Source organism: Dietzia timorensis, from assembly GCF_020742175.1.
Taxonomy (GTDB): Bacteria; Actinomycetota; Actinomycetes; order Mycobacteriales; family Mycobacteriaceae; genus Dietzia; species Dietzia timorensis_A.
Window position 1 is genome coordinate 1 of sequence record NZ_DYXM01000145.1, and the last position, 23,440, is coordinate 23,440.

The window sequence follows — 23,440 nt, forward strand, 5'->3', positions numbered from 1 at the left end:
GTGACGGATGAGAACCACCTGGCGCAACCTGTCGGCATGCGGGGCAACAGAGGAGCGGAACGTCGCGAGAACGCTCTGATCAAGTTCGTAGGAGACTCGTTCGACAGCGTCGGACACCGAAAGCCAGTCCATGCGGTCGCACTCGTCGGACGCGACGAACTCCCCGCCGATCTCGCGGGCGGCCCAATACCACACGCGCTTGAATGCGCCGTTCTTCAGCCGATAGTTGGATTCGCCGAGAGACTGACCGAGAATGCACTCGTGTCCGGTCTCTTCGAGAAGCTCGCGCTTCGCCGTCACAGGTAATGCCTCGCCGCGGTCCAGTTTTCCCTTCGGTAGAGACCAATCGTCATACCGCGGCCGGTGGACGACGGCAACCTCTACGTCTCCCTTTTTCGTGAGGCGGTACAACACCGCGCCGGCGGCGAGCACGGTTTTACCGGAATCGAAGGACACGGGCTTTTCGTTCTCATTGGAATGCTTCTTGGACATCAGTCGCGCAGGCCTCCGTGCTCGGCGAGAAGCTCCATCTGATGATCGCGCTCTTCGTCCCGATTGTCGGGGCGGCGCTTCCACGTGCCGTCGGCCATCAGGGCCCAGCACCGGGTGCGGGGATCCATCGCGGAATCGAAGACGTGCTCGAGCTCGGCCTTGAGTCGGGGTTCGTCGACCGGCGTGAGCACCTCGACGCGGCGATCGAGGTTACGGTGCATCATGTCCGCCGAACCGAAGAGCACCTCGTCGGAAGCCTTGAAAGTGAAGATTCGTGAGTGCTCGAGGAACTGGCCTAGGATCGAGCGGACTTCGATGTTCTCGCTGAGCCCCGGCACGCCGGCGCGGAGCCCGCAGATTCCGCGGACGAAGACCTGGACGGGAACGCCTGCTTGTGACGCCCGGTACAGGGCGTCGATGACCTGTTCGTCGACGATCGCGTTGGCCTTGATGCGGATGCGTGCATCGTGGCCCTCCGCGGCGAGCTGCACCTCGTGTTCGATCTTGCGGATGATTCCCTTCCTGATCCCTTCCGGTGCCACGAGAATCTTGCGGTATTTCGTGGGATGGGAATACCCGGTCAGGTAGTTGAAGAGCTCATTGAGATCGGCCGCGATGTCTTCGTCGGCAGTAAACAGACCTACGTCCTCGTAGAGGCGCGCGGTCTTGGGGTTGTAGTTGCCGGTGCCGATGTGACAGTACCTGCGGAGCCTGTCGCCCTCGTCTCGAACGACGAGAGAGGTCTTGCAGTGGGTCTTGAGGCCGAGGAGCCCGTAGACGACGTGCACGCCGGCCTGCTCGAGTTCGCGCGCCCAACGAATATTGTTCTGTTCGTCGAACCGCGCCATGAGTTCGACCATGGCCACGACCTGCTTGCCTGCGGCCGCGGCCTCGACGAGAGCGTTGATGATCGGCGAATCACCCGAGGTGCGGTACAGGGTCTGCTTGATCGCCAACACGTTGGGATCGGCCGCGGCCTGCTCGAGGAACCGCTGCACCGTCGTCGAGAACGAATCGTACGGGTGATGAACGAGGACGTCGCCGTCCTGCAACGAGGCGAAGATGTTGCGCTGCGCCTCGCGCTCGCCGAACGCCGGGGGAGTCGACGGTACCCAGGCCTTCTCCTTGAGATCGGGAAGATTGACGCCATAGATCTGCCACAGCGCCGTCCGGTCGATGAGGCCGCGATGCCAATACACGTCCTCGTCGGAGACCTCGAGCTCGGATTTGAGCAGGTGAAGCATGTGGTCGGTCATGTCCTCGGCGATCTCGAGGCGAACCACGGAACCGAAGCGTCGCCGCGCAAGTTCCCGCTCGAGCGCCTTGAGCAAATCCTCATCGCGGTCCTCCTCGACGGCGAGATCGGCGTTCCTCGTGACGCGGAAGACGTGGTAATCGACTATATCCATGCCGTGGAAGAGCTGGTCGAGGTGCGCGGCGATGACCTCTTCGGCGGTCACGAAGACGATCTGCTTGGTGTCGCGCCGCTCGACGCGGACGAAGCGCGGGACGTTGTTCGGGATCTTGACCCGGGCAAAGTGCTCCTGCCCGGACTCGGTCTCCCGCACCGTGACGGCGAGGTTGAGGCTCAGACCGGAGATGTACGGGAACGGGTGCGACGGATCGACGGCAAGCGGCGTGAGCACCGGGAAAATCCGATCGTGGAACTGCTGCGAAAGCAGCGTTCGCTCACTGGTGCTGAGCTCCGCCCACGGGAGAATGAGCACTCCCTCTTCCGCCAACGCAGGGAGTACCTCATCGACGAGGATGTGGTCTTGCTGGGCACTGAGCTCGTGAGCGCGCTCACCGATCAAGGTGAGCTGTTCCGCCGGTGTCTTTCCGTCGGCGCTACGGACGGGAAGCCCCGAATCGTCTCGGCGCTTGAGGCCGGCCACCCGAACCATGTAGAACTCGTCGAGGTTGGACGAGAAGATCGCCAGAAACTTGGCACGTTCCAGGAGGGGCTGACGTTCGTCGGCAGCCATGGCGAGAACGCGCCCGTTGAAGTCGAGCCAGCTGAGCTCGCGGTTGATATAGCGGTTTGCGGGCAGCCGGGGCTTCGAGCTTCCCGTCTGTGTCGCCGTAACCGGGGTAGGAGGCGATTGCGGAGTGCCTGAGGTGGATTCGGTTTCGCTCACCCCTTCATTTTGCCTAATGACCTCTGTTCGTGTGTGCCCGGTCCGTCGGCGAGCCACGAATCCACGAACAGCGTGGTGTGTTCTCCCAGGTCCGAGATGTGGTTGAGGTGCGCGACGGAATCGACATCGCGGCGCAGTCCAACCCACCGGGCGCCCTCGGCGAGATCGTGAGCGCCGGAGGCGGCGAACTCGCGGGCGGAATCGGCCCCGAAGAACGTTCGTAGGTCCTCTCCGGACTCTCCGCCGGCGTTGAACGTCGCCATTGTCGTGCCCGCGCTGTCAGCGTCGGGGACGAAGCCTCGCTCGACGTGTGTTGCGGCTTCGAGCGCCGAGAGGAGTTCACCTTCGCTAATACCTGGAAGGTCCGAGGCGAGAACGGCGACGCGGCGATACAGGGGTGGCGTTCCTCTCCGCGCCCACGACAGTCCGACGGCCGCGGCGTAGCGAAACGTGCGGTCGCCGCCGGATACCACTACGGGCTCGGCAGACTGCTCTTCGAATTCGGAGAGGACACGCGCTCCTGCGCCCGCGGCGAGGCTTGCCAGCTCGTCGTCCGCCGTCACCACGGCGACGGTGTCGACGGCCGGGCAGCGGAGGGCCGCGGCGATGACGTCGAGAAGCATCGCGCGGACGAGCCTCCGCCGGGTGGGACCGGACAACTCCGTCGTCATCCTCGACTTGGCCCTGTCCAAGGACTTGGCGGGCACGACCACGGCCCACTGCCCGCCGGCACGGGGAGCAGCGGATGATTCAGCGGCCGATCTCAGCATTTAACCAATCGTGCCACACGTGCTCGGGTATCTTGAGTGTGCAATACGCTGACGGCGGGAAGGGCCTTCCCGACCCGCCGGGTCGGCGAACTTCACGGTGTTGGGAGCGTGCTTTGGTTCGGGTAGCGGTCATGGGATCAGGCTCGTGGGGTACGGCCGTGGGCAAGGTGCTTGCCGATGGCGGCAACGACGTCGTGATGTGGGCGCGCAGGGAGCAAGTGGCCGAGGAGATCCGTTCGCGGCATACCAACGACCGTTACCTGCCGGAGGTGCCGCTCCCCGAGCAGATGTCGGGAACTTCCGATGCCGCCGAGGCACTCGAGGGCGCCAGTCATGTCGTGCTCGGCGTGCCCGCTCAGTCGCTCGGGGAGAACATGCGGGCTTGGGCCGACATCCTTCCGGAGGGCGCCGGTTATATCTCGCTCGCCAAAGGCGTCGAGACCGCGTCGCTGCGTCGCGCGAGCCAGATCATCGCCGAAGACGGCGCGGTCGATCCGTCGCGAATCGGTGTGCTTTCCGGTCCGAACCTGGCGAAGGAAATCGCCGACGGGCAGTTCGCCGCGACGGTCATCGCATCCGAGAACGCGCAGCTCGCCGAAGAACTTCAGGGGATCTTCGCCACCTCATATCTACGCCCCTATACCAATGGTGACGTCGTGGGTTGCGAGATCGCCGGGGCGGCGAAGAATGTCATCGCCCTGGTGTGCGGCATGGCCGCAGGTCTCGGGATGGGCTACAACACGAGCGCCACGCTGATCACGCGCGGCCTGGCGGAGATCACGCGACTCGGGATCGCCCTCGGCGCGGAACAGGCGACGTTCTCGGGGCTCGCGGGTATAGGCGACCTGGTGGCGACGTGCTCGTCCTCCCTTTCACGCAACCGCCGGTTCGGCGAACAGCTCGGCATGGGCCGGACGATGGACGAGGCGCAGGAGGCGACCAATGGGCAGGTCGCCGAGGGCGTGAAGTCGTGCACCTCCATCCGCGCCCTTTCCCAGGAGGCGGGAGTAGAGATGCCGCTCACCGAGGCCGCGCACCTCGTCTGCCATGAAGGCATCCCGGTCTCGCAACTCGTGCAGGCGCTCATGGGGCGCACGAAGAAGAGCGAATAACTCCTCCCGGCGCGGGCGCGGTGGTGCGCGGACGGCGTGCGGGTAGGCGGTAGCCTTGTGCCCGTGAGTCGCATAACCGTTGCAGTCCTGTACGGCGGGCGCAGTCCCGAACACAGCATCTCCTGTGTCTCGGCGGGCGCCGTCATGAGCCATCTCGATCCCGAGCGCTACGAGGTCGTCCCTGTGGGCATCACGACCTCGGGCGCCTGGGTCGAGGGCACGAGCGATTTCGCATCGCTGCGGATCGAAGATCGCCGGCTGCCCAAGGTGGATGACGGCGCGCAGCGCGTCGCGATCGGGACCGGTGAAACCGAGCGCGGAGTGATCCGCTACTCCGAGGGCCCGAACGCGGGCGAGCTCTACACGCACGCCGACGTCATTTTCCCTGTCCTGCATGGGCCCAACGGCGAGGACGGGACGATCCAAGGGCTTCTCGAGCTATCCGGCGTGCCGTATGTGGGGCCGGGGGTATTCGCGTCCTCGGCGTCGATGGACAAGGAATTCACCAAGAAGGTGCTCGGCCAGGCGGGCTTGTCGATTGGCGTGCAGGTCGTGCTCCGGCGCGGCGAGGGCACCGTCTCCGCCGCGGATCGCGAGCGGCTCGGGCTGCCCGTGTTCGTCAAGCCCGCGCGCGGAGGATCGTCGATCGGCATCACGAAGGTCGGCGATTGGGCGCGCCTGGAGCCGGCAATCGAGGAAGCGCGCAAGCACGACACCAAAGTGATCGTGGAAGCCGGGATCGTGGGGCGCGAGATCGAGTGCGGCGTACTCGAGTTGCCTTCCGGTGAGGTGCGTGCCAGCCTTCCCGCCGAAATTCATTTCCCCGACGAACCCGGATCGGGAACCGACGACGCTACGGGCGATGCCGCCTTCTACGACTTCGATACCAAATACATCGACGCCGTGAGTTCCTACGATCTGCCGGCGAAGATCTCGGAGGCGGAGACCGATGAGGTGCGCCGGGTCGCCGTGGAGGCCTTCGAGGCTCTCGACGCCAAGGGGCTGTCCCGCGTCGACTTCTTTGTGACGGCGGACGGCGCAGTCATCAACGAGGTGAACACGATCCCCGGGTTCACTCCCATTTCGATGTACCCGAAGATGTGGGAGGCCACGGGAATCGGCTACACCGAATTACTCGACACCCTTGTGCAGACGGCCCTCGGAGGGCGGTAACAGGCGCGGACGCGTCCGGGCTCCGGCAGGCTCGGGCGGGTTCCGGCCGGTCGCTACTCGACGTAGGTGAAGATGTCGGTGCGCAGGTCGGCCGGGTCCATTTCGGGACTCGGCTCGGTGACGTACACCTCGAAAAACGGCAACTTCGGCGTCATACCCTGCTGTTCGACCTGTGCAAGGAGCTCCTCGTAGGCCTGGGGAAGTTTGTCGAACGCGCCGATATGGGACAGGCTCGCGACCTTACCTGCCGGGATCTCGCCGGGCTCCAGGGTGACCTTCTGAGCGGGAATCGGTGCGATAAGAGCGGTGGACGTGGGGAACCCGATCTCGATATCGACGGTGTCGGACGGCTGACGGGTGAACAGCGCGTAGGCCGGGCCAGCAGGTTGAACCGCGGTGGCCAGGGACGAGAACCCGGTATCGAAAAGCTCCTCGAGCTTGGACATCTGCCAGCCGTTTGCCTTCACGCAGACGGTCGTCACCGTGGGGATGTCGAAGATCTCGACGCTGCTGCGAGCCGTTGCGGTGAGAAAGTCCATCGTGGGTCCCCTGGGGTCGGTGATCGGAGTTCGGATCGCGGGCTAGTTGCCCGGTTCGGTGGGCGCGGCGTCATTGCCGGCGACATCCGCAGGCGTGGGTTCCGTCGCTTCCATCGTCTCCTTGAGGGTATCGGAGACCGCCTGGATGGGACCGGTTCCAGAATCCTCCGGCAGGGTGATTGCCACGTAGACGGGCCGGTCGACCGCCACCCACGTCGAATCAGTGACCTCGGCGACGGGATCGCTTTCGTTGAACCACTGGACGTCGTTGACCTCGGTCAGCGCCGTGCCGACCTCGAAACCCTGCGGTGCGGGCAGCCCGCACCGAACGATAACCGGGGCACCGGATTCGAGACGGTAACCGGCAGCAGCATCCGGGGCGGGGTCGGAGAATTCCACGCGCTTCGCCTCGCCGAGCTCGTCGCCCAGCGCGGCGAGCAACTCGGAACATTCGGGCGAGTCGCCATCCGGGTTCGGCACCGTGACCGCGTTGAGCGGATCGTCCTGGCTTGCGCCTGTCGAGTTATAGACTTGGGACGCCCCGTAAAGGATTCCGCCCACGAGAATCACCGGAAGAGCGACGGCGGCCGCGACGACCCATGGATTCCTGCCCATCGGATCGCCGGTGGCGGTTGTCGCGTTGCCGTCGGTATCCGGATCCGGGGTGACATCGTCCGCAGAAGAGTCTTTGGCCATACCGTTCACCATACGATGTGCGCTGCCGGCGGCCGGCAAGTGCCGCGACCCATGGAGAGTGAAGAGGAGACAGTGTGACCGACCCCTGCGATCGATCGCCGGCCCGGGAGACCGTGGCCGCGTCGACCGAGGCCGAGATCATCGAGATTTTCACCGCGGCGGCGTCACGGGCTTCCGCGGGGCATCCTCCGACGACCCTCGTTGTGGGAAATGGGGACGACGCCGCCGTGTTCGCCGCGTCTACGGATGTCGTCGCGAGTACGGACATGATCGTCGAGGGCACCCACTTCCGAAGAGAATGGTCGACGCCCGCCGAGATCGGCGCACGCGCGGTCGCGCAGGCCGCCTCGGACATCTCGGCGATGGGAGCGCATGTCCGCTATATCGTCATCGCCCTGTCGCTTACGCGCGACATGATGCTGGCGGATGTCGAGTGTCTCGCCACGGGTGCGGCGATGGAGGCGCGGCGCGCGGGAGCCCAGATCATCGGCGGGGACATCACCACAGGCCCCTGTCTTGTTCTCGCTCCTATGGCGCTCGGCGACTTCGAGGAGGAGGGGGCGGCTGCCGTCCGTCTCTCCGGGGCAAGGCCCGGCGATGTCCTTGCCCTCAGTGGTCTCCCGGGGCGCTCGGCTGCGGGGCTCGAGCTGATTTCCGCGGGCTACGCCGACGGGATTGCGCAGGATCTCTTTCGCGCCCCGCGACCTGAATACACCCTCGGCTCGGCGGCACGGCGCGCCGGTGCGAGCGCACTCACCGACGTCACCGACGGTTTACTTCTCGATCTCTCGGGACTGTGCCGAGCGAGCGGGGTAATCGCATACCTCGATACCTCTACATTTGTTGACGATAAGGTTTTGCGGGATGCGGCCGCGACCCTCGGGAAGGACCACGGTTCCGCGGTAGCCGAATGGCATCTCACCGGGGGAGAGGACCACGGCCTACTCGCGTCCTTCCCCGCCGGAACCGAGATTCCCACCGGGTTCACGGCGTGCGGCGTCATCGGGGAACCCACACAGGAACACGGTGCGGGTTCCGTCCTGGTTGACGGCGAGCCGAGGAGAATCTCGGGGTGGGACTCGGCGCGCGGACGGCAGACGTAAACTCGGGCACATGGCGATCTACGCACTCGGAGACCTGAAACCAGACATCGCGGACGATGCCTTCGTCCATCCTGACGCGGTGGTTATCGGCAACGTAACGCTCGGGCAGCGAGTCTCGATCTGGCCTAACGCAGTCCTTCGCGGGGACTACGGGCGGATCGAGGTCGGCGCGATGAGCAATATCCAGGATGGTTCGATCATCCACTGCACCGCGACCGAGCCGACGATCTTCGGTGAGCATTGCATCGTCGGGCATGGCGTGCATGTCGAGGGCGCGACGGTCGGCGATGGTGCATTGATTTCCTCGGGGTCGATCGTGCTCAACAGTTCGGTGATCGAGGAGGGGGCGGTTGTGGCAGCCGGCTGCCTCATCCCGCCTCGGTTCCACCTGCCCGCACGGAAGATGGCGATGGGGATGCCGGCGAAGATTCGCCCGGACTTCGACGTCGACCCGGAGATGATGGCGGGCAATACGCAGAAATACTTCGAGAATGGCCAGCGCTATCGCGCGGAATTGCGGCGCCTTGACTAGCGGCGGCGGAAAACAGCCTCTGGGCAAGATTCTCGATCCGGGCTGGGCTCGTGCGCTCGAACCCGTCGCCGAGGACATCCATGCGATGGGGGATTTCCTCCGCGCCGAGAATGCGGCGGGGCGCGGCTACCTGCCTGCGGGAAGCAATGTCCTGCGTGTGTTCACCCAACCGTTCGAGGAGGTACGGGTTCTCATCGTCGGTCAGGATCCGTATCCGACTCCTGGGCATCCAATCGGCCTGAGCTTCGCGGTCGACGCAGATGTCCGTCCGCTGCCGCGTTCGCTGACGAATATCTATCGCGAGCTACACGACGATCTCGGTATCGAGCCCGCGGAGCATGGTGATCTCACCGCGTGGTCGGCGCAGGGAGTGATGCTTCTCAATCGGTGCCTCACGGTGCGCCCTGGCGCCGCCGCGTCCCACCGAAGGAAGGGCTGGGAAAAGATCACCGACAGGGCGATCGAGGCGCTCGTCGAGCGCGATGCGCCGCTGGTGGCGATCCTTTGGGGGCGGGACGCGCAGTCTCTCGCCCCACAGCTGGGCTCGGTGCCGCGCATCGAATCGGCGCACCCTTCGCCGCTCTCGGCATCGCGAGGGTTCTTCGGCTCCCGGCCGTTCAGCCGGGCTAACGCGGCCCTCGGAGAGCAGGGCGCGTCCCAGGTGGACTGGCGCCTGCCGGCGTCCGCGCCCTCGCGGGCCTAGCCGGGAAACTTCGGGGCGCGCTTTTCCATGAACGCCGCCACGCCCTCGCGGCCGTTCGGCGTCACCGAATTCCGGGCGATGTTGAAGCGCTCTGTCCGAAGCACGGCGTCGAGGCTGCCTTCCTCGGCGATCGCGAGGCTCTGCTTGATCGAGGCGTAGGAATTATGCGGTCCGGCTGCGAGCTTGCGGGCGAACTCGGTGGCAGCGGTATCGATGTCCTCGTCGCCGACCCAGTGCGAGATGATTCCCATATCGCGAGACTCTTCGCCGCTGAGCTGGGCACTGGTGAGCAGGAGTGTGGCGGCGCGGGTTCGTCCGACCACGCGGGGGAGAAAGTAGCTCATACCGCCGTCCGGGGACAGACCGATTGCCGAATAGGCGAAGGCCAAACGCGAGGAGCTGCCTCCGACGACGACGTCGGCAGACAGGCACAGCGACAACCCGGCGCCGGCCGTGGCGCCCTTCATCGCGGCTACGACCGGAATTTGCAGCGCGTATACGCGAGCGACGAGGGCGTGGGCGATCGATGCCACGTCGAGGATGTGCTGTTCGGTATCGTCGGCCTCGGCGAAACCGCGCACGTTGCCGCCGACGGAGAAGTGCTTGCCCAGGCCGACGAGCACGGCCACGCGTGCGTCCAGCTGTCCCACGGATACTAGGTTGAGTGCCTCGATCGACTGTTCCATCGCCTCATTGCTCAGCGCGCACGCATTCTCCGATGTCGAGACGGGAAGGTAAAGGATGCCCTCCTCAAACCGTACGAGCGGAAGTGCGGAAAGATCGGTGGGCACGAATTCCTCCAGTGGTTCACGATGACGAGATGCCTGTAAGGGCACCGGCTAGGTGCCCTAGCGTACTAGTGTTGTGTGGAGCACAACGGCCGAAGTGAGACGAGAAACGAGCCGGAAGGGAACATGAGCCAGGTTGGTAGCGCGCCCGCCGCATCCGCGGCCGGGACTCTCGATGTGCTGGACGGCATGGCGGTCCTCGATTGGGCTCGGCTCGTCGCCGACTCGCTGGCCGTGCACCGGGGCGCGATCAACACGCTTAACGTCTTTCCCGTTCCGGATTCGGACACGGGCACGAACATGGCACACACCATGGCCGCGGCGGTGGACTTCGCCGATGATCTCGTCGAGTCGATCGGAACCACGTCCGCCGCGGCGCACGCCGATCGCGTGGCTTCCGCCCTCGCCAAGGGGGCGGTCCGCGAGGCGCGCGGCAATTCGGGAGTGATCCTGTCGCAGGTGCTCCGCGCACTCGGCGACCACGCGGAGGCCTCCGGGATCTCCGCGGAGGTCGTATCGACTGCACTGTCCGCCGCGGTGGATGTCGCCTCGCGGTCACTGTCCGATCCCGTCGAGGGCACCATCATCACCGTCCTGCGCGATTCCGCGGCCGCCGCACGCAACGCGGAGAACACGCTGCCCGCCGTGTGCAAGGCGGCGGCGGACGCCGCGTGCGATTCCCTGGAACGCACGCCTGATCAGCTTGATGTGCTCCGCGAGGCCGGAGTGGTCGACGCCGGCGGCCGCGGCCTGCTCATCGTCCTCGATTCGCTGGTCAAGGTCGTCACGGGTGTTACCCCGCAGAGGCCGGACTTCGCCCGCACGCCAGTGGACCTGTCGGAGTATGACGGCGGAGATGCCGCGCACCCAGGCGATACCGAATCCACTACGGATGTAGAACATGGTTCTGGTGCGCCCGAAGGCGAGGTGTCCAGATTCGAGGTCATGTATGCGCTACGTGACCTGGAGTCGTCGGCGGGCGACGCGCTACGCGCCACGCTTCGAGGACTTGGGGACAGCGTCATCGTGGCCTCGGATAGCTCCGGCGGGACCGATTCCTACTGGACCGTCCACGTCCACACCAACGAGATCGGTGGCGCCATCCAGGCCGGCGTAGACCTGGGAAAAATCTCGGATATCCGCGTCGAGGAGCTGCTAGGCCCGGCCGGACCGCCGGCGTCCGCGGCGTTCGAACAAGGGCGCACGGTCGTCGCGCTCGCGAGCCCCGGGCCGGTGTCCGATCTTTTCGAGGGAGCGGGCGCGGTGACAATCGACGCCAACGCCGACGAAGCGGTCATGGTAAGCAAGCTTCTCGACGTGGAGACCGCCGAGATCATCGTCCTGCCCAATGGCTCGCTCGGGCACTCGCAGATCACCGCGGTCGACGCCGAACTTCGCGCCCGCGGCCGTCACTGCATCATTCTCCCGACCCAGTCCATCGTGCAGGGGCTCGCAGCCCTCGCGGTGCACGACCCCGACTCCTCGCTGTCCATCGACGGTTTCGACATGGCCGATGCGGCCACAGCTGTTCGTTTCGCCCGTCTCGACCGGGCGGCACAGAGGGCGCTGACCCTCGTCGGCCCGTGCGAGGTCGGTGACGTCGTCGGCGTCATCGGATACGACGTGGCCGTGGTGGAGTCGAGCCCGGCCGCCGCTCTCTCCGCAGTGATCGACCGCCTCCTCACCCTCGGCGGCGAGATGCTCACGGTCATCGCGGTAAAGGACCTCGAAGCCGAGGTCGAGGCCGAGGTGGACAGGCTTTCCGAGGATTACCCCGACCTGGAAATCGTCACCTACCCCATGGGGGACGGCGACGTGATGGCCTACGTGGGACTGGAATGAGCGAGACCGACGACCTCGCCGGCCCCGACGACACCCCGCTCGCGGAGATCCTGCCCGCAACCCTGGCGAAGAAGCTCGCCCGAGACCTCGAGCTTCACACGCTCTCCGAGCTGCTCGATTCCGTGCCGCGCGCGTACCGCGATCGTGGACAGAGCGATCCGGCCACAGGAATCTCGGACGGCGATCCCATCGGCTTTTCCGGCACGGTATTCGGCGTTTCGGACAACTACTCCCGCGGCCAGATGCCCCGCGTGCGCACGGTGTTCGTGACCGTCGCGACGGACGCCGGCGAGCGCACCGCGGTCTTCTTCAACATGACGTGGGTCAAGCACAAGGTCAAAAAGCACGACTTCATCGAGGTCATCGGCGTGGCGAAGATCCGCAACGGCAAGATCACCTGCGTCAATCCCACCTTCCGGGTGGCCTCGGACGCATCGGGAATGACGTCGGACGAGGCGGAGCCTCTCGCCGCCGGGGAGAAGCGGGAGTCCTCCGCCAAGGAAATCCTCGATGTCGCCGATGAGATAGTTGTCGGCCGCGGCGAGCAGTCCATCCTCGAGCGTCCGATCCTGCCGGTCTATCCCGCCTCGAAGAAGACCACCACCTGGGACGTCATGTCTGCCGTTGCCATCGCACTGCCGCTACTTCCGGAAGTGCCCGAGACGCTCTCGCAGCTCGACCGAAGGCGATTCCGCCTCGCCCCACGCGACGAATCGAGGCGGGCGATCCACTTCCCGTCATCACACGAGCAGCTCGCCGCGGCCCGGCGCCGCGTGAAGTTTGACGTCGCCCTCTCCGTGCATCTGCGTCTCGGACTTCGGAGGCTCCGATTGGAATCCGGGGCCGCGCCCGCGAGCCCGGCGCGAGCCGGCGGTGTCCGCGCCGCGCTGCTCGGGAGGCTGCCGTACTCGCTCACTTCGGGGCAGGACGAGGTTCTGGACGAAATTTCCGGAGACCTCGAAAAGAGCTATCCCACAGCCAGACTCCTGCAAGGCGAGGTCGGTTCCGGCAAGACTGTCGTGTCCCTGCTCGCCATGTGCCAGGTCGTCGATGCCGGCCGTCAGTGCGCGCTCCTTGCACCGACCGAGGTCCTCGCCGCCCAACACGAGCGGGCGCTGCGCCGCCTGCTCCGCGATCTCGCCGCCCCGGCCGGCGCCGTGAGCGGAACCCTGTTCGGCGATTCTGTGCAGCCTGACCAAAGCACCGGAACCGCGCCGATCTCGCTGGCACTGGTTACCGGGTCCATGTCCACCGGCGCTCGGCGCGAGGCACTGCTCGGCCTTGTCACGGGTGAAATCGACATCGTCATCGGCACCCATGCGCTGCTGGAGAACTCCGTAGAGTTCTTCGACCTCGGTCTTGCGGTCGTCGACGAGCAGCACAGGTTCGGTGTCGACCAGCGGCAGAAACTTCGCGCCAAGCGCACAGACGGTGCCACCCCGCACATCCTCACAATGACGGCGACACCAATCCCGCGCACAATCGCGATGATGAGTTTCGGCGACATGTCCACCTCGACGCTCACCGAGCTGCCGGCCGGGAGGCAGGCGGTCGACACTCATGTCGTGCAGCTGGGCGCGCTGGACCCCGCTCATCAACAGCGTTGGGTCGAGCGCATCTTCGACCGCATCCACGAGGAGGTCGAAGACGGCGGTCGCGCGTTCATCGTCGCACCCCGCATCGACAGCTCCGATCCCGACGATTCCCAGGGCGACTTCCAGCGCGATTTCGGCCCCGCGGTCGGCCCCGCCCGGCCTGGGCTCGGCGTCGAGGACCTGTTCGACCGGCTGGTCTCCCACGAACTCGCGGACCTGCGCGTGGGGCTCGTCCACGGCAAACTGCCCTCCGACGTCAAGGACATGACGATGAACGCGTTCGGCAACGGGCACCTCGACGTGCTCGTGTCGACGACGGTCATCGAGGTCGGCGTCGACGTGCCGGACGCGACCGTGATGGTCATCATGGACGCCGACCGCTTCGGCATCTCGCAGCTACACCAGCTGCGCGGGCGCATCGGCCGAGGGGACAAGCCGGGAGTATGCCTGCTGGTCTCCACCGTCGAACCCGGGTCGACGGCCGAGGAACGGCTCAAAGCGGTCGCCGACACCCGCGATGGGTTCGAGCTTTCCCAGCGTGATCTCGAATTACGCGGGGAGGGCGACGTGTTCGGCGCTCGGCAATCCGGTGGCCGCGGCATGAACCGCATCCTGTCTGTGGTGCGCGACGCCGAGATCATCACCGAGGCGAGCGAGCTATCCGCGCGCATCCTGTCCGAGGACCCGGAACTCGAGCACTACACTGCGCTCGGCGAGGAGATAGACGAATTCGCCGAGGCCGACTATCTTGATCGCACGTGACCAGACTGATCGCCGGAAGGCTCCGCTCCACGCGCCTGGCCGTACCGGACGCCGGCACACGACCCACCACGGACCGCGTGCGCGAGGCTATGTTCAGCGCCATCGAATCGCGACTCGACCTCGACGGGACCTTCGTGCTCGACCTGTTCTCCGGATCCGGTGCGCTCGGCCTCGAAGCCCTGTCCCGCGGATCGGAGACGGCTGACTTTTTCGAATCCGGCGGCCCTGCCGCCCGCATCCTGCAGGGCAACATCGACACCGCTCGCGTAGCCCTGGGGGCGCCCCTCGCGAGCCTCGCACTTCACCGCACCGCGTTACCCGGGGCGATCTCCGGCCCGTGCCCCCGTGACGGTGGCTACGACCTGGTCCTCATCGACCCGCCGTACGAGCAGGTCGAGCAGCAGGTTCCCGAAATCCTCGACCGCCTCATCACGCATGCCTGGCTTTCGGACATCGCGCACGTCGTAGTCGAGAGTTCGGTCCGCTCCGCCGTCATCGGTTGGCCAGACGGTATGACGTCGGAGTTCAGCAGAACCTATGGGGAAACGCGGGTCGACATCGGAGTCGTCGAAGATCGCTAGCCTGGGAAGCATGACTATCGCAGTGTGCCCCGGCTCATTCGACCCAGTAACCCTCGGCCACGTCGACGTTTTCGAGCGTGCGGCAAGGCTTTTCGACGAGGTCATCGCCTGCGTCGTGCACAACCCCAACAAGCAGGGGACATTCGCCGTCGCAGAGCGTCGAGAGCTTCTCGCCGAGTCGGTGGCGCACCTGGACAACGTCCGGGTGGACGATTTCTCCGGTCTTCTCGTCGACTATTGCCGCGAACAGGGCGCTCTGGCCGTGGTTAAGGGCCTGAGAAGCGCTACCGACTACTCGTACGAGGAGCCGATGGCTCACATGAACTGGGAGATCACCGGCGCAGGTGCCGAGGGAAGCGTCGACACGGTGTTCGTGTCAGGACAGCCGGGGTTGTCGTTCGTTTCGTCCTCGCTCGTCCGGGAGGTGGCAAAGCTCGGAGGGGACGTCGGACATCTGGTGCCCCGGGTTGTGGCAAGTGCCATGGCAGCGAAGTTCGGCTGAACCGGCGCGGCACCGTCCGGCGTCATCGATAAACCGACAAGATGGGGCAGTGACCCATCCGCACAAGAGTGCAAGGGAAGGACAGCAGGGTGTATAGAGTTTTCCAGGCGCTTGACGACTTGATCGCGATGATCGAGGAAGCACGCAACATCCCCATGACGAATAACTGCGTGGTCCCGCGCCAGGATTCGCTGCTCCTTCTCGACGAGATCCGCGATGCCTTTCCAGGTGAACTCGACGATGCCCAGGATGTCCTCGACCAGCGCGACAGCATTCTCGCCGAGGCAGAGGCCAAGGCGCGCGAGCTCGTCGGCAATGCCCAGGCCGAGGCGAACCAGACGCTCACCGATGCGCGCGCGGAGTCCGAGGGCATGGTCGCCGATGCCAACGCGCAGGCGAACAAGCTCGTGGTCGATGCACGCGAGCGCAGCGACGCGATGATGCTCACCGCCGAGACCGAGGCAGCCGCGACCGTCGACTCCGCCCAGCGGCAGGCCGAGGACACCACCTCCCGCGCCCGCGCAGAGGCCGAACGTACCGTCGATGACGCCGAGGCACTTTACGACCGGATGCTCACCGAAGCCCGCAACGAGCAGCAGCGCATGGTTTCCGAATCCGAGGTCTCGCGGGTCGCGGACGAAGAGGCGCGCAGAGTGCGCGAGGACGCCTACGCGGAGGCTTCGCGCCGCCGCGACGAATGCGACGACTACGTCGAGCAGAAGATGGCCGAATTCGAGGACGTCCTCGCGACGACGATCCGCACGGTGCAGCGTGGACGGGCGGAGATGGCCGGCGGCTACGCCTACGGCCGCGAAAGCTACGACGAACCCGGAGCGGGCGACGACCGCGGCTACCGGGACGAGCGCGTCCGTCGCTAGGGGGCGCCGCGTCGGCGGGTATCATCTGAAGGCGTGTCTGATAACGCCCGAAACTCAGCCCATACCCACGGCCACGGCCTGACGTTCGACACCCAGCGGCTGGGCACATCGCTCGGCACGATCGCGGACTGGCGCGACACCGTCGTCCTGACCGACGACATCGGGGTGGAGATGGTCAAGGTCCCCGCCGGGCGGGAGGTCGAGCTCGACCTCACCGTCTCTCGTGTCGAGGACGGCGTCTACGTCTCCGGCACTGCATCGGCCGAGGCCGTGGCGGAATGCGTCCGATGCCTCACGGAACTGAGCCGCGACGCCACCGTCACACTTGGGGACCTGTATGCGGAACCGGGCAGCCCGTCCGCCGAGGCTGCGGAGGAGGAAGAGGTCCGGCTTCTCGACGACGGCCGCGTGGATCTCACCCAGGCACTCATCGACGGCTTTGGGCTGTCGTTCGAACTGGCGCCTACATGTGAATCGGTCACCGGGCGGCCGTGCCCGGACAACGATGTCCCCGCACCGGATGGGACCGCGGAAGACTGGGCCGAGAAGATCGACCCACGCTGGGCGGGGCTCGCCGAGAAGTTCGGCCGCGATCCGGAAACCGGCGAAGAGAAGTAGCACGGACCGCGCGGGCTCACGGCCGGCGCTTCGAACGAAAAGAAGGTAGTCGACAATCATGGCAAAGTACGGGTCCGCCGAGGCCACGCCTCCCGAGGACGGCGCGTATACCGCGCTGTTCGAGGCCCTGGGCATCGAGATCGACCCGGGGCTGATGCAGCACGCCGTCACGCACCGCTCTTTCGCCTACGAGAACGGCGGCCTCCCGCACAACGAGCGCCTCGAATTCCTCGGCGACACCGTGCTCGGCCTGTCGGTCACGGAGTTCCTCTACGTCAATTACCCGGACCGCGCGGAGGGGGAGCTCGCCAAGATCCGCGCGAGCTTGGTCAATATGTACACCCTCGCCGAGGTCGCGCGGGAGCTCGGCGACGGGGGACTGGGCGCATACGTGCGGCTGGGCAAGGGCGAGGAGCTCACCGGCGGTCGCGACAAGCATTCGATTCTCGCCGACACCATGGAAGCCGTGTTCGGGGCGATCTACCTCGAGCACGGGCTCGAGCCGTCCCGCAAGGTCGTGCTCGATCTGCTCGGGCATCGCCTCCACGAGGCCCCGGAGATGGGTGCTGCGCTCGACTGGAAGACGAGCCTGCAGGAGCTGTGCGCCGCCTCCGGGCACGGCGCACCCCGCTACCGGATCACCGATTCCGGCCCGGACCATGCCAAGGAGTTCACGGCCCAGGCTCTGGTGTCGGAAGTCGAAAGGGGTAGCGGCACCGGCCGCACCAAGAAGGAAGCCGAGCAGAAGGCTGCCGAGCAGGCGTATAAAAACCTTTCGGCCGGGTAGCTGAGCGCGCGATGCCCGAGCTTCCCGAGGTAGAGGTCGTCCGCCGGGGCCTCGCCGATCATGCCGTAGGTCGCAGGATCGATGCCGCCGCTTTCACCGGACATCGCGTCGCCCGCGGACACCCGGGCGGCGCAGAGGGCCTCGCCGACGAACTCGCCGGAGCCCGCATCCACTCGGCCGAGCGCCGCGGAAAATACCTGTGGCTCACCCTCGGCGACGGCGAACCCGAAGCCGGCGAGCGCGCCCTCGTCGTCCACCTGCGCATGTCCGGCCAGCTCCTCGTCGCCTCTCCCGAGCTTCCCGCCGCCCGGCACACCCATGCGCGCCTCCGACTGTCCGACGGCCAGGAGCTTCGCTTCATCGACCAACGCACCTTTGGATATATGACGACGGAGACCCTCGTCCGCGACCCCCACGCGGCCCCCGCCGGACCTGCGCGAGTGGTGCCGGCGTCCATCGCTCACATCGCGCCGGACCCCTTCGAGGCCGCGTTCGACGTCCGCGCGACGGCTAAGCGGATGCGCTCGCGAGACGTCGAGATCAAGAGGCAGCTCCTCGAACAAACCCTGCTCTCGGGCATTGGCAACATCTATGCAGACGAGGCCTTGTGGACCGCGCGCGTGCACGGACGACGCCTCGGTTCGCGGCTGACGCTCACGCGAGTCGTCGAGCTGATCGAGTCCGCTCGCGAGGTCATGGATCGGGCCCTCGACGCCGGCGGAACGAGCTTCGATGCGTTGTACGTCAACGTCAACGGCGACTCCGGTTACTTCGCGCGTTCACTGAATGCCTACGGGCGGCTCGGCGAACCGTGTCCGCGGTGCGGTGAGCCGATGTCCAAGGAAAGCATTGGGGGCCGGGGTTCCTATTACTGCCCTACGTGCCAGCCGGCGCCGCGAAAGCGGCGCGGGAAACCGGCCGAACGTACGATGAGGCCATGACTTCTAGCGACGTTTCCCAGCCTGCCGCCGCCGAATTGTGGGTCGAGCGCACAGGAAGTGCCAGGTTCACCGGTAAGTCCTCACGCGGGGCGGAGGTGCGGGTCGGTCGGGACACGGTGGAGGGAGCGTTCACGCCAGGCGAACTGCTCAAGATCGCGCTCGCCGCGTGCACGGCGATGAGCGCCGACGGTCCGCTCGAGCGGCGCCTCGGCGAGGACTTTTCCGGGACCGTTCGCGTGTCCGGCGCGGCCGACCGGGAGCAGGAACGCTATCCCCACCTCGACGAAGTTTTCGAACTCGACCTCGCCGAATTCTCCGACGCCGACCGCGAGAAGATCCGCACCATCGCCACACGCGCGATCGACCGGGCCTGCACGGTGGGCAGGACCCTCAAGGCCGGGACCGAAATCGACCTGAGTTTTGACGACTCCGGTGCGGAGGCATAGCGGCGATGGGCGAGACACAACGGTTGACGGCGTGGGTGCATGGTCACGTCCAGGGGGTCGGTTTTCGTTGGTGGACGCGTAGTCGCGCCCTCGAGCTGGGGCTGGTCGGCCATGCCACGAACAAACCCGATGGCCGCGTGTGCGTCGTCGCCGAAGGGCCGCGGCCCGCCCTTGATCAGCTCGTCGAGTGGCTCCGCAGCGGCGACACGCCCGGACAGGTGAGCACCGTGGTCGAAGACTTCGATCCACCACGTGGAGGACTCGACGGTTTCGTCGAACGATAGGGCCTGAGCCGAGGCGTCGATGGCCCGCCACCGCCTACACTGGACGAAGAGTAACGACCCGCGAGGACGAGGAAGCCGGTACGTGACCGACCCGCACAACCCCGACAACGGTGGCCACAGGCCCGACAATCCCGATAGCACCGCCGGTGATGGTGCCGCGCCCGCCGGCCCGAACGGCGAGCAGGAGCGCAGCCCGCTGGAGAACCTGCGCGCCAACAAACCGGACTCGGCGCGGTCGCGCCATGAACGGAACATCCGGCGTCAGACACCCGAAAGTGCGGTGCGGCGGGAACCGACGCTGGCCGAGTCCCGCGAACGCGACCGCGTGCGCAAGGAGGCCGAGCGCGCCGCGCGGTTTCAGGCGCAGGAGGATCAGCGCAACGAGGAAAAGCGAAGGCGCCGGAAGACCTATCTGATTTCCGGCGGCGTGGGGCTCGGCCTCGTGGCGATCCTCGCCGCCACGTATATGTCCTCTGCCGGCGGGGGCGGCGCGGATTATGAATCCGCCCAGTGCGTGAATGAGGACAACGTCGTCGTCGACGATCAGATCTGCGAGAACGCGAACGAAGAGCGCAGCGGCCCCGGCGGGATGTTCTTCTTCCTCGTCGGTGGCAGCTCGTACCGCTACTCCTATGGCTCCAACGCTCCTGTGGGTGCCCCTGCCAACGGAGCCTCGACCCCGCAGTCCGGGAAGTCCTACTCGACGGGTAATGGCCGCGAGGTGACGAACAGCGGAAAGACGGGCGGTCCGGTCAGCCGTGGCGGTCTCGGGTCGTCCTCGGGGTCGAAGGGGTCTTCCGGGGGCAAGGGCTTTTCCAGCGGCGGCTAGCGATCGCGCATCGCCCGGGGCGCAGAGTACGTCCGACGTCATACGTGAAAAAGGGAGCAAGCACATGCGCAGGGTGCAGGGCCGAGCCCGAGCCAATTGGCGAGGCATTACCGAACAGCAGGGCCTGATTTTCAATACCCCGGGGCGCGATAAGCACGGCGCGCGGAGGGAGTACTGGGACGAGTCGGTGCACTACGAGTTCGACATGGACGAAGTGCTTGCGCTCGAGACGCAGGTCGAGCTGATGCATTCGATGTGCCTCGAAGCAGTCGAGCACGTGATCCTCACCGAACGATTCGCCGATTTCGGGATTCCCGAATATGCGTGGGAGGCGATCGCCGCCTCGTGGCGCCGCGGAGACCCGCACGTTTACGGGCGATTCGATTTTCGCTACGACGGCAGCGGGCCGGCGAAGCTGCTCGAGTACAACGCAGATACCCCCACCTCGTTGCTCGAGGCGGCGATCCTGCAGTGGTACTGGAAACAAGACGCGTTTCCGGACGCCGATCAGTGGAATTCGCTACATGAAGCCCTGGTCGCGCGGTGGGCCGGGATCAAGAGCCAATTGCCGGCAGACGACCTCTACTTTTGTTGGTCCGGCGCCGATCCCACGGGCGAGGACCACATGACTACTGCGTATCTGCAGGAGACCGCAGCCGAGGCTGGTTTCTCCACCGTCGGCCTCGAGATCGAGCAGGTGGGCTGGGATAGCGAGCTGCGGCGGTTCACCGATCTCGAGCTCGGGCCGATGGAAAACGTGTTCAAGCTGTACCCGTGGGAATGGGCGCTCGAAGATGAATTCGGTCGGCACATGGTCGCGGAACTCCCGAAGACGTTGTGGGTCGAACCGCTATGGAAGGCAATCCTGTCGAACAAGGCCATTCTTGCGATCCTGTGGGAGATGTACCCGGGCCACCCGAACCTTCTGCCCACCTTTATCGACGACCCCGGGATGCTCACCGAGTACGTCCGCAAGCCGAAGCTCGGTCGCGAGGGGGCGAACCTGTCCATCGTCGGCGCCGGAATGGATACCGAAACCACCGGCGTTTACGGCCGTGAGGGCTACGTCTACCAGCTGTTCGACCCGTTGCCGGAGTTCGACGGCTACCGGCCGGTGCTCGGCACCTGGGTGGTGGGCGACGAATCGGTGGGGCTGGGGATCCGTGAGACCGCCGGCCTGATCACCGACGACGGTGCCTCATTCATCCCGCACATCATCCCCGACCCGTAGTTTTTCCGTAAGCCGCTCCCTCCCGATACCCGACGACCCGCGAAAGGCCACCACTGTGACCTCGTACCTCGCCCTGTCCGCGCCAGACCTTTCCGGTGTGCCCGAGGGCATTGCCGCCATCGTTCTCTACGCCCTTCTCGGCCTCGTGCTGATGGTGCTCGCGTTCTACGTGATCGATTGGACCACGCCCGGCAAGCTGCGCGACTTCGTGCGCGGTGGCTACCCGAACGCGGCGCTGATTACCTCGTCCGGGCTCCTCGCCATGGCACTGGTCGTGGTCGTGGCGATCTGGCAATCATTCGGCGACCTGGGCACCGGGCTCGCCACCGCAGCGATCTACGGCGTCGTCGGAATCGTGGTTCAGGCCCTCGCCGTGCGGTTCCTCGAGCTGGTCGTCAATATCAACATCGGCGAATCCCTGAAGCGCGAGGCATTCACGTCCGAGGCGTGGGTTGTCGCCGGGGCGCACGTCGCAATCGGGCTCGTGGTGGCCGCGTCGATCAGCTGATCAATCCTGGACCTCGTCCGCGACCAGGTCCGGCGAAGCCGGGAGATGTCGCTCGAAGTAGTCGGCCCGAAACGCCGGCAACATGCGGCGCGACCACCACAGAAGCGGCAACCCGAGGACCATTCCACCGACGCCCAAGCTGAACACCGCGCCTACCTCGACGCCGAGACCCGGGATACGCCAGACCCCTTCGCCGAAATCCGGGTCGAACGACGCGATCGCCGTCCACGCAGAGGCAGCCAGTAGCAGCACCCCGCCGATCGAGGGAAGGACGACGCGGCGAAAGTCGATGCCTCCGGCCCTCGCGTGTTCTGCTCGGAGCCGGGATCCCGAATACAGCCGGGCCGAGGCGAGAGCAGTGAGCCCGTAATAGAACCCGATCGCCACGCCGCAGGCAGCGACGGCATCGAGCACCATCCCGCCCCCGCCGAAGAGATCCATCGCCACATAAAGCGCGGCCGAAAGCAGACCCATGGTCCATGTGGACACATTCGGGGTCGCGAAGCGGGGATGGGCCTTACCGAAAGACTTGGGCAGAGCACCGTGGAAGGCCATCGCGAACGTCGTTCGCGCTGTGGGGAGGATGGTCGTCTGCGTCGATGCCGTGGCCGAGGTGAGCACCATGATGACGAGCGCGGCGACCGCGATCTGTCCGGCGATCGAATCGCCGAACACCGCGCTACCGAGCGCCGCGACAACGTCGTCGGCATTTTCGGGATTGGCGAGTCCGAGACCATTGACCCCGACGCCCGCGAAAGCCTGCGCGGCGACTGTAAACAGCACATACACCGACACGAGGATGACGGTGGAGCACACGGCGGCCAGGCCTGGAGTGCGCTGCGAGTCCTTCGTTTCCTCGTTGACGGAGAGCACCGAGTCCCAGCCCCAGTAGATGAACACCATGAGCAGGATGCCGGTGACGAGATCGGTGGGGTCGGAGACCGCGAAGGGATTGAACCAATCCCAGCTCACCGGCTGCGACTGCGGCAAAGCGGTTCCGTTGTAGACCCGGATGAGCGCGGCGACGGCAAACCCGAGGAGGACGACGGTTTCGATCACCACGAGGACGACCTGCAACTTCGCCGTCAACAAGATGCCACGTACCGCGAGCCACGTGAGACACAGGATAAAACCCACGCCGAGAAGGAGAACCGCGGGATGGTGCGGATCGGATCCGATATCAGAACCGAGCAGAATGAAGGTGTACTGCGAGGCGACCTGTGCCAGCGAGGCCATGACGAGAACATCGGCGACGACGATGGCCCACCCCGCCATCCAACCCCACGGAATTCCGAACGCCCGGGACACCCACACGAACGAGGTCCCGGCATCGGGTTCGGCCCTATTGAGGGCGTCGTACCCGAACGCCGCGAACAACACCGGCACGAAGGCGAGCAACACGACCACCGGCGCCTGCCACGCGACCGCGGCGGCGACGAACCCCAGTGTCGCGGCGATGGAGTACGCGGGACCAGTAGATGCGACTCCGATGGATACGGAGTCGACGAAACCAAGTGCTCCCTTGCGCAGGCCTTTTTCGCCACGGGCCGAAGCGGTGGAACGGGATTCTGAGGTCACGACCGAAAACAC

25 protein-coding genes are annotated in these 23,440 nt (G+C 65.9%); 18 read left to right on the forward strand and 7 right to left on the reverse strand.

All coding sequences use genetic code 11. The features are described from left to right. The 3 genes from K8V11_RS07805 to cofC form a co-directional block, all read right to left on the reverse strand. Positions 1-492, reverse strand: a 492-nt coding sequence (locus K8V11_RS07805; protein WP_303912373.1) for an NUDIX hydrolase, incomplete at its 3' end; no start/stop codon positions are given. Next, positions 492-2,630 carry an RNA degradosome polyphosphate kinase gene (locus K8V11_RS07810; RefSeq protein WP_303912374.1) on the reverse strand — a complete coding sequence of 713 codons (2,139 nt, stop codon included), beginning with the start codon at positions 2,628-2,630 and terminating at the stop codon, positions 492-494. The genes K8V11_RS07810 and K8V11_RS07805, both read right to left, overlap by 1 nt. Then, positions 2,627-3,400, reverse strand: a complete 774-nt coding sequence (gene cofC, locus K8V11_RS07815; protein WP_303912376.1) for a 2-phospho-L-lactate guanylyltransferase — start codon at positions 3,398-3,400, stop codon at positions 2,627-2,629. Before cofC ends, K8V11_RS07810 begins: the two co-directional genes overlap by 4 nt. A 113-nt stretch (positions 3,401-3,513) precedes the next feature. On the opposite strand from cofC, the gene K8V11_RS07820 reads away from it, so the two are divergent. Together K8V11_RS07820 and K8V11_RS07825 are read left to right on the forward strand one after the other, a co-directional pair. After that, positions 3,514-4,512, forward strand: coding sequence for an NAD(P)H-dependent glycerol-3-phosphate dehydrogenase (locus tag K8V11_RS07820; RefSeq protein WP_303912378.1), 999 nt, complete (start codon positions 3,514-3,516; stop codon positions 4,510-4,512). A 63-nt stretch (positions 4,513-4,575) separates the two neighbouring features. Further along, a complete protein-coding gene (locus K8V11_RS07825; RefSeq protein WP_303912380.1) occupies positions 4,576-5,685 on the forward strand; it encodes a D-alanine--D-alanine ligase family protein in 1,110 nt (369 codons plus the stop codon). 53 nt (positions 5,686-5,738) lie between these two features. Here K8V11_RS07825 and K8V11_RS07830 read toward each other — a convergent pair whose 3' ends face one another. Continuing rightward, positions 5,739-6,224 carry a GyrI-like domain-containing protein gene (locus K8V11_RS07830; RefSeq protein ID WP_303912381.1) on the reverse strand — a complete coding sequence of 162 codons (486 nt, stop codon included), beginning with the start codon at positions 6,222-6,224 and terminating at the stop codon, positions 5,739-5,741. A 42-nt stretch (positions 6,225-6,266) separates the two neighbouring features. Further along, positions 6,267-6,920, reverse strand: coding sequence for a DUF3515 domain-containing protein (locus K8V11_RS07835; protein ID WP_303912383.1), 654 nt, complete (start codon positions 6,918-6,920; stop codon positions 6,267-6,269). Positions 6,921-6,994: 74 nt separating this feature from the next. Here K8V11_RS07835 and K8V11_RS07840 point away from each other — a divergent pair, with 74 nt between their 5' ends. From K8V11_RS07840 to K8V11_RS07850, 3 genes are read left to right on the forward strand one after another with little or no spacing between them, the layout of a single operon-like run. Beyond that, complete coding sequence (locus K8V11_RS07840; RefSeq protein WP_303912387.1) at positions 6,995-8,023, forward strand: AIR synthase related protein; 1,029 nt, start codon at positions 6,995-6,997, stop codon at positions 8,021-8,023. A gap of 10 nt (positions 8,024-8,033) precedes the next feature. After that, positions 8,034-8,555, forward strand: coding sequence for a gamma carbonic anhydrase family protein (locus K8V11_RS07845; RefSeq protein WP_303912390.1), 522 nt, complete (start codon positions 8,034-8,036; stop codon positions 8,553-8,555). Continuing rightward, the gene (locus K8V11_RS07850) at positions 8,548-9,258 is read left to right on the forward strand and encodes a uracil-DNA glycosylase (RefSeq protein WP_303912393.1); all 711 of its coding nucleotides are present in this window, start codon (positions 8,548-8,550) and stop codon (positions 9,256-9,258) included. Before K8V11_RS07845 ends, K8V11_RS07850 begins: the two co-directional genes overlap by 8 nt. On the opposite strand, the gene K8V11_RS07855 is transcribed toward K8V11_RS07850, so the two are convergent. Further along, a complete protein-coding gene (locus K8V11_RS07855) occupies positions 9,255-10,049 on the reverse strand; it encodes an enoyl-CoA hydratase/isomerase family protein (protein WP_303912396.1) in 795 nt (264 codons plus the stop codon). The genes K8V11_RS07850 and K8V11_RS07855 overlap by 4 nt on opposite strands. A 123-nt stretch (positions 10,050-10,172) precedes the next feature. On the opposite strand from K8V11_RS07855, the gene K8V11_RS07860 reads away from it, so the two are divergent. The 13 genes from K8V11_RS07860 to K8V11_RS07920 all read left to right on the forward strand — a co-directional run bounded on the left by K8V11_RS07860 (position 10,173) and on the right by K8V11_RS07920 (position 21,850). Next, positions 10,173-11,888, forward strand: a complete 1,716-nt coding sequence (locus tag K8V11_RS07860) for a DAK2 domain-containing protein (RefSeq protein WP_303912399.1) — start codon at positions 10,173-10,175, stop codon at positions 11,886-11,888. Further along, positions 11,885-14,245 carry an ATP-dependent DNA helicase RecG gene (locus tag K8V11_RS07865; protein WP_303912402.1) on the forward strand — a complete coding sequence of 787 codons (2,361 nt, stop codon included), beginning with the start codon at positions 11,885-11,887 and terminating at the stop codon, positions 14,243-14,245. The genes K8V11_RS07860 and K8V11_RS07865 overlap by 4 nt, the downstream gene beginning before the upstream one ends. Further along, complete coding sequence (locus K8V11_RS07870) at positions 14,242-14,826, forward strand: RsmD family RNA methyltransferase (protein WP_303912405.1); 585 nt, start codon at positions 14,242-14,244, stop codon at positions 14,824-14,826. The genes K8V11_RS07865 and K8V11_RS07870 overlap by 4 nt, the downstream gene beginning before the upstream one ends. 10 nt (positions 14,827-14,836) lie before the next feature. Further along, entirely contained in the window at positions 14,837-15,328 is a 492-nt protein-coding gene (gene coaD, locus K8V11_RS07875) for a pantetheine-phosphate adenylyltransferase (RefSeq protein ID WP_303912407.1), read from the forward strand. 89 nt (positions 15,329-15,417) lie between these two features. Next, positions 15,418-16,206, forward strand: a complete 789-nt coding sequence (locus tag K8V11_RS07880) for a DivIVA domain-containing protein (protein WP_303912410.1) — start codon at positions 15,418-15,420, stop codon at positions 16,204-16,206. Between the two features lie 33 nt (positions 16,207-16,239). After that, positions 16,240-16,824 carry a DUF177 domain-containing protein gene (locus K8V11_RS07885; RefSeq protein WP_303912414.1) on the forward strand — a complete coding sequence of 195 codons (585 nt, stop codon included), beginning with the start codon at positions 16,240-16,242 and terminating at the stop codon, positions 16,822-16,824. Between the two features lie 58 nt (positions 16,825-16,882). After that, entirely contained in the window at positions 16,883-17,611 is a 729-nt protein-coding gene (rnc, locus tag K8V11_RS07890) for a ribonuclease III (RefSeq protein WP_303912417.1), read from the forward strand. Positions 17,612-17,622: 11 nt separating this feature from the next. Further along, a complete protein-coding gene (mutM, locus tag K8V11_RS07895) occupies positions 17,623-18,552 on the forward strand; it encodes a bifunctional DNA-formamidopyrimidine glycosylase/DNA-(apurinic or apyrimidinic site) lyase (protein WP_303912420.1) in 930 nt (309 codons plus the stop codon). Beyond that, a complete protein-coding gene (locus K8V11_RS07900; protein WP_303912424.1) occupies positions 18,549-18,998 on the forward strand; it encodes an OsmC family protein in 450 nt (149 codons plus the stop codon). Before mutM ends, K8V11_RS07900 begins: the two co-directional genes overlap by 4 nt. A 5-nt stretch (positions 18,999-19,003) precedes the next feature. Then, positions 19,004-19,282, forward strand: a complete 279-nt coding sequence (locus tag K8V11_RS07905; protein ID WP_303912426.1) for an acylphosphatase — start codon at positions 19,004-19,006, stop codon at positions 19,280-19,282. A gap of 82 nt (positions 19,283-19,364) precedes the next feature. Then, the gene (locus tag K8V11_RS07910; protein ID WP_303912429.1) at positions 19,365-20,111 is read left to right on the forward strand and encodes a hypothetical protein; all 747 of its coding nucleotides are present in this window, start codon (positions 19,365-19,367) and stop codon (positions 20,109-20,111) included. A gap of 64 nt (positions 20,112-20,175) precedes the next feature. Then, positions 20,176-21,342, forward strand: coding sequence for a glutathionylspermidine synthase family protein (locus tag K8V11_RS07915; protein WP_303912432.1), 1,167 nt, complete (start codon positions 20,176-20,178; stop codon positions 21,340-21,342). A gap of 55 nt (positions 21,343-21,397) precedes the next feature. Next, positions 21,398-21,850, forward strand: a complete 453-nt coding sequence (locus K8V11_RS07920; protein ID WP_303912434.1) for a DUF350 domain-containing protein — start codon at positions 21,398-21,400, stop codon at positions 21,848-21,850. Here the strand turns inward: K8V11_RS07920 and K8V11_RS07925 are convergent, their stop codons facing one another. After that, positions 21,851-23,428: an APC family permease gene (locus K8V11_RS07925; protein WP_303912437.1), complete on the reverse strand. Its 1,578-nt coding sequence runs from the start codon at positions 23,426-23,428 to the stop codon at positions 21,851-21,853. Positions 23,429-23,440 lie beyond the last annotated feature (12 nt).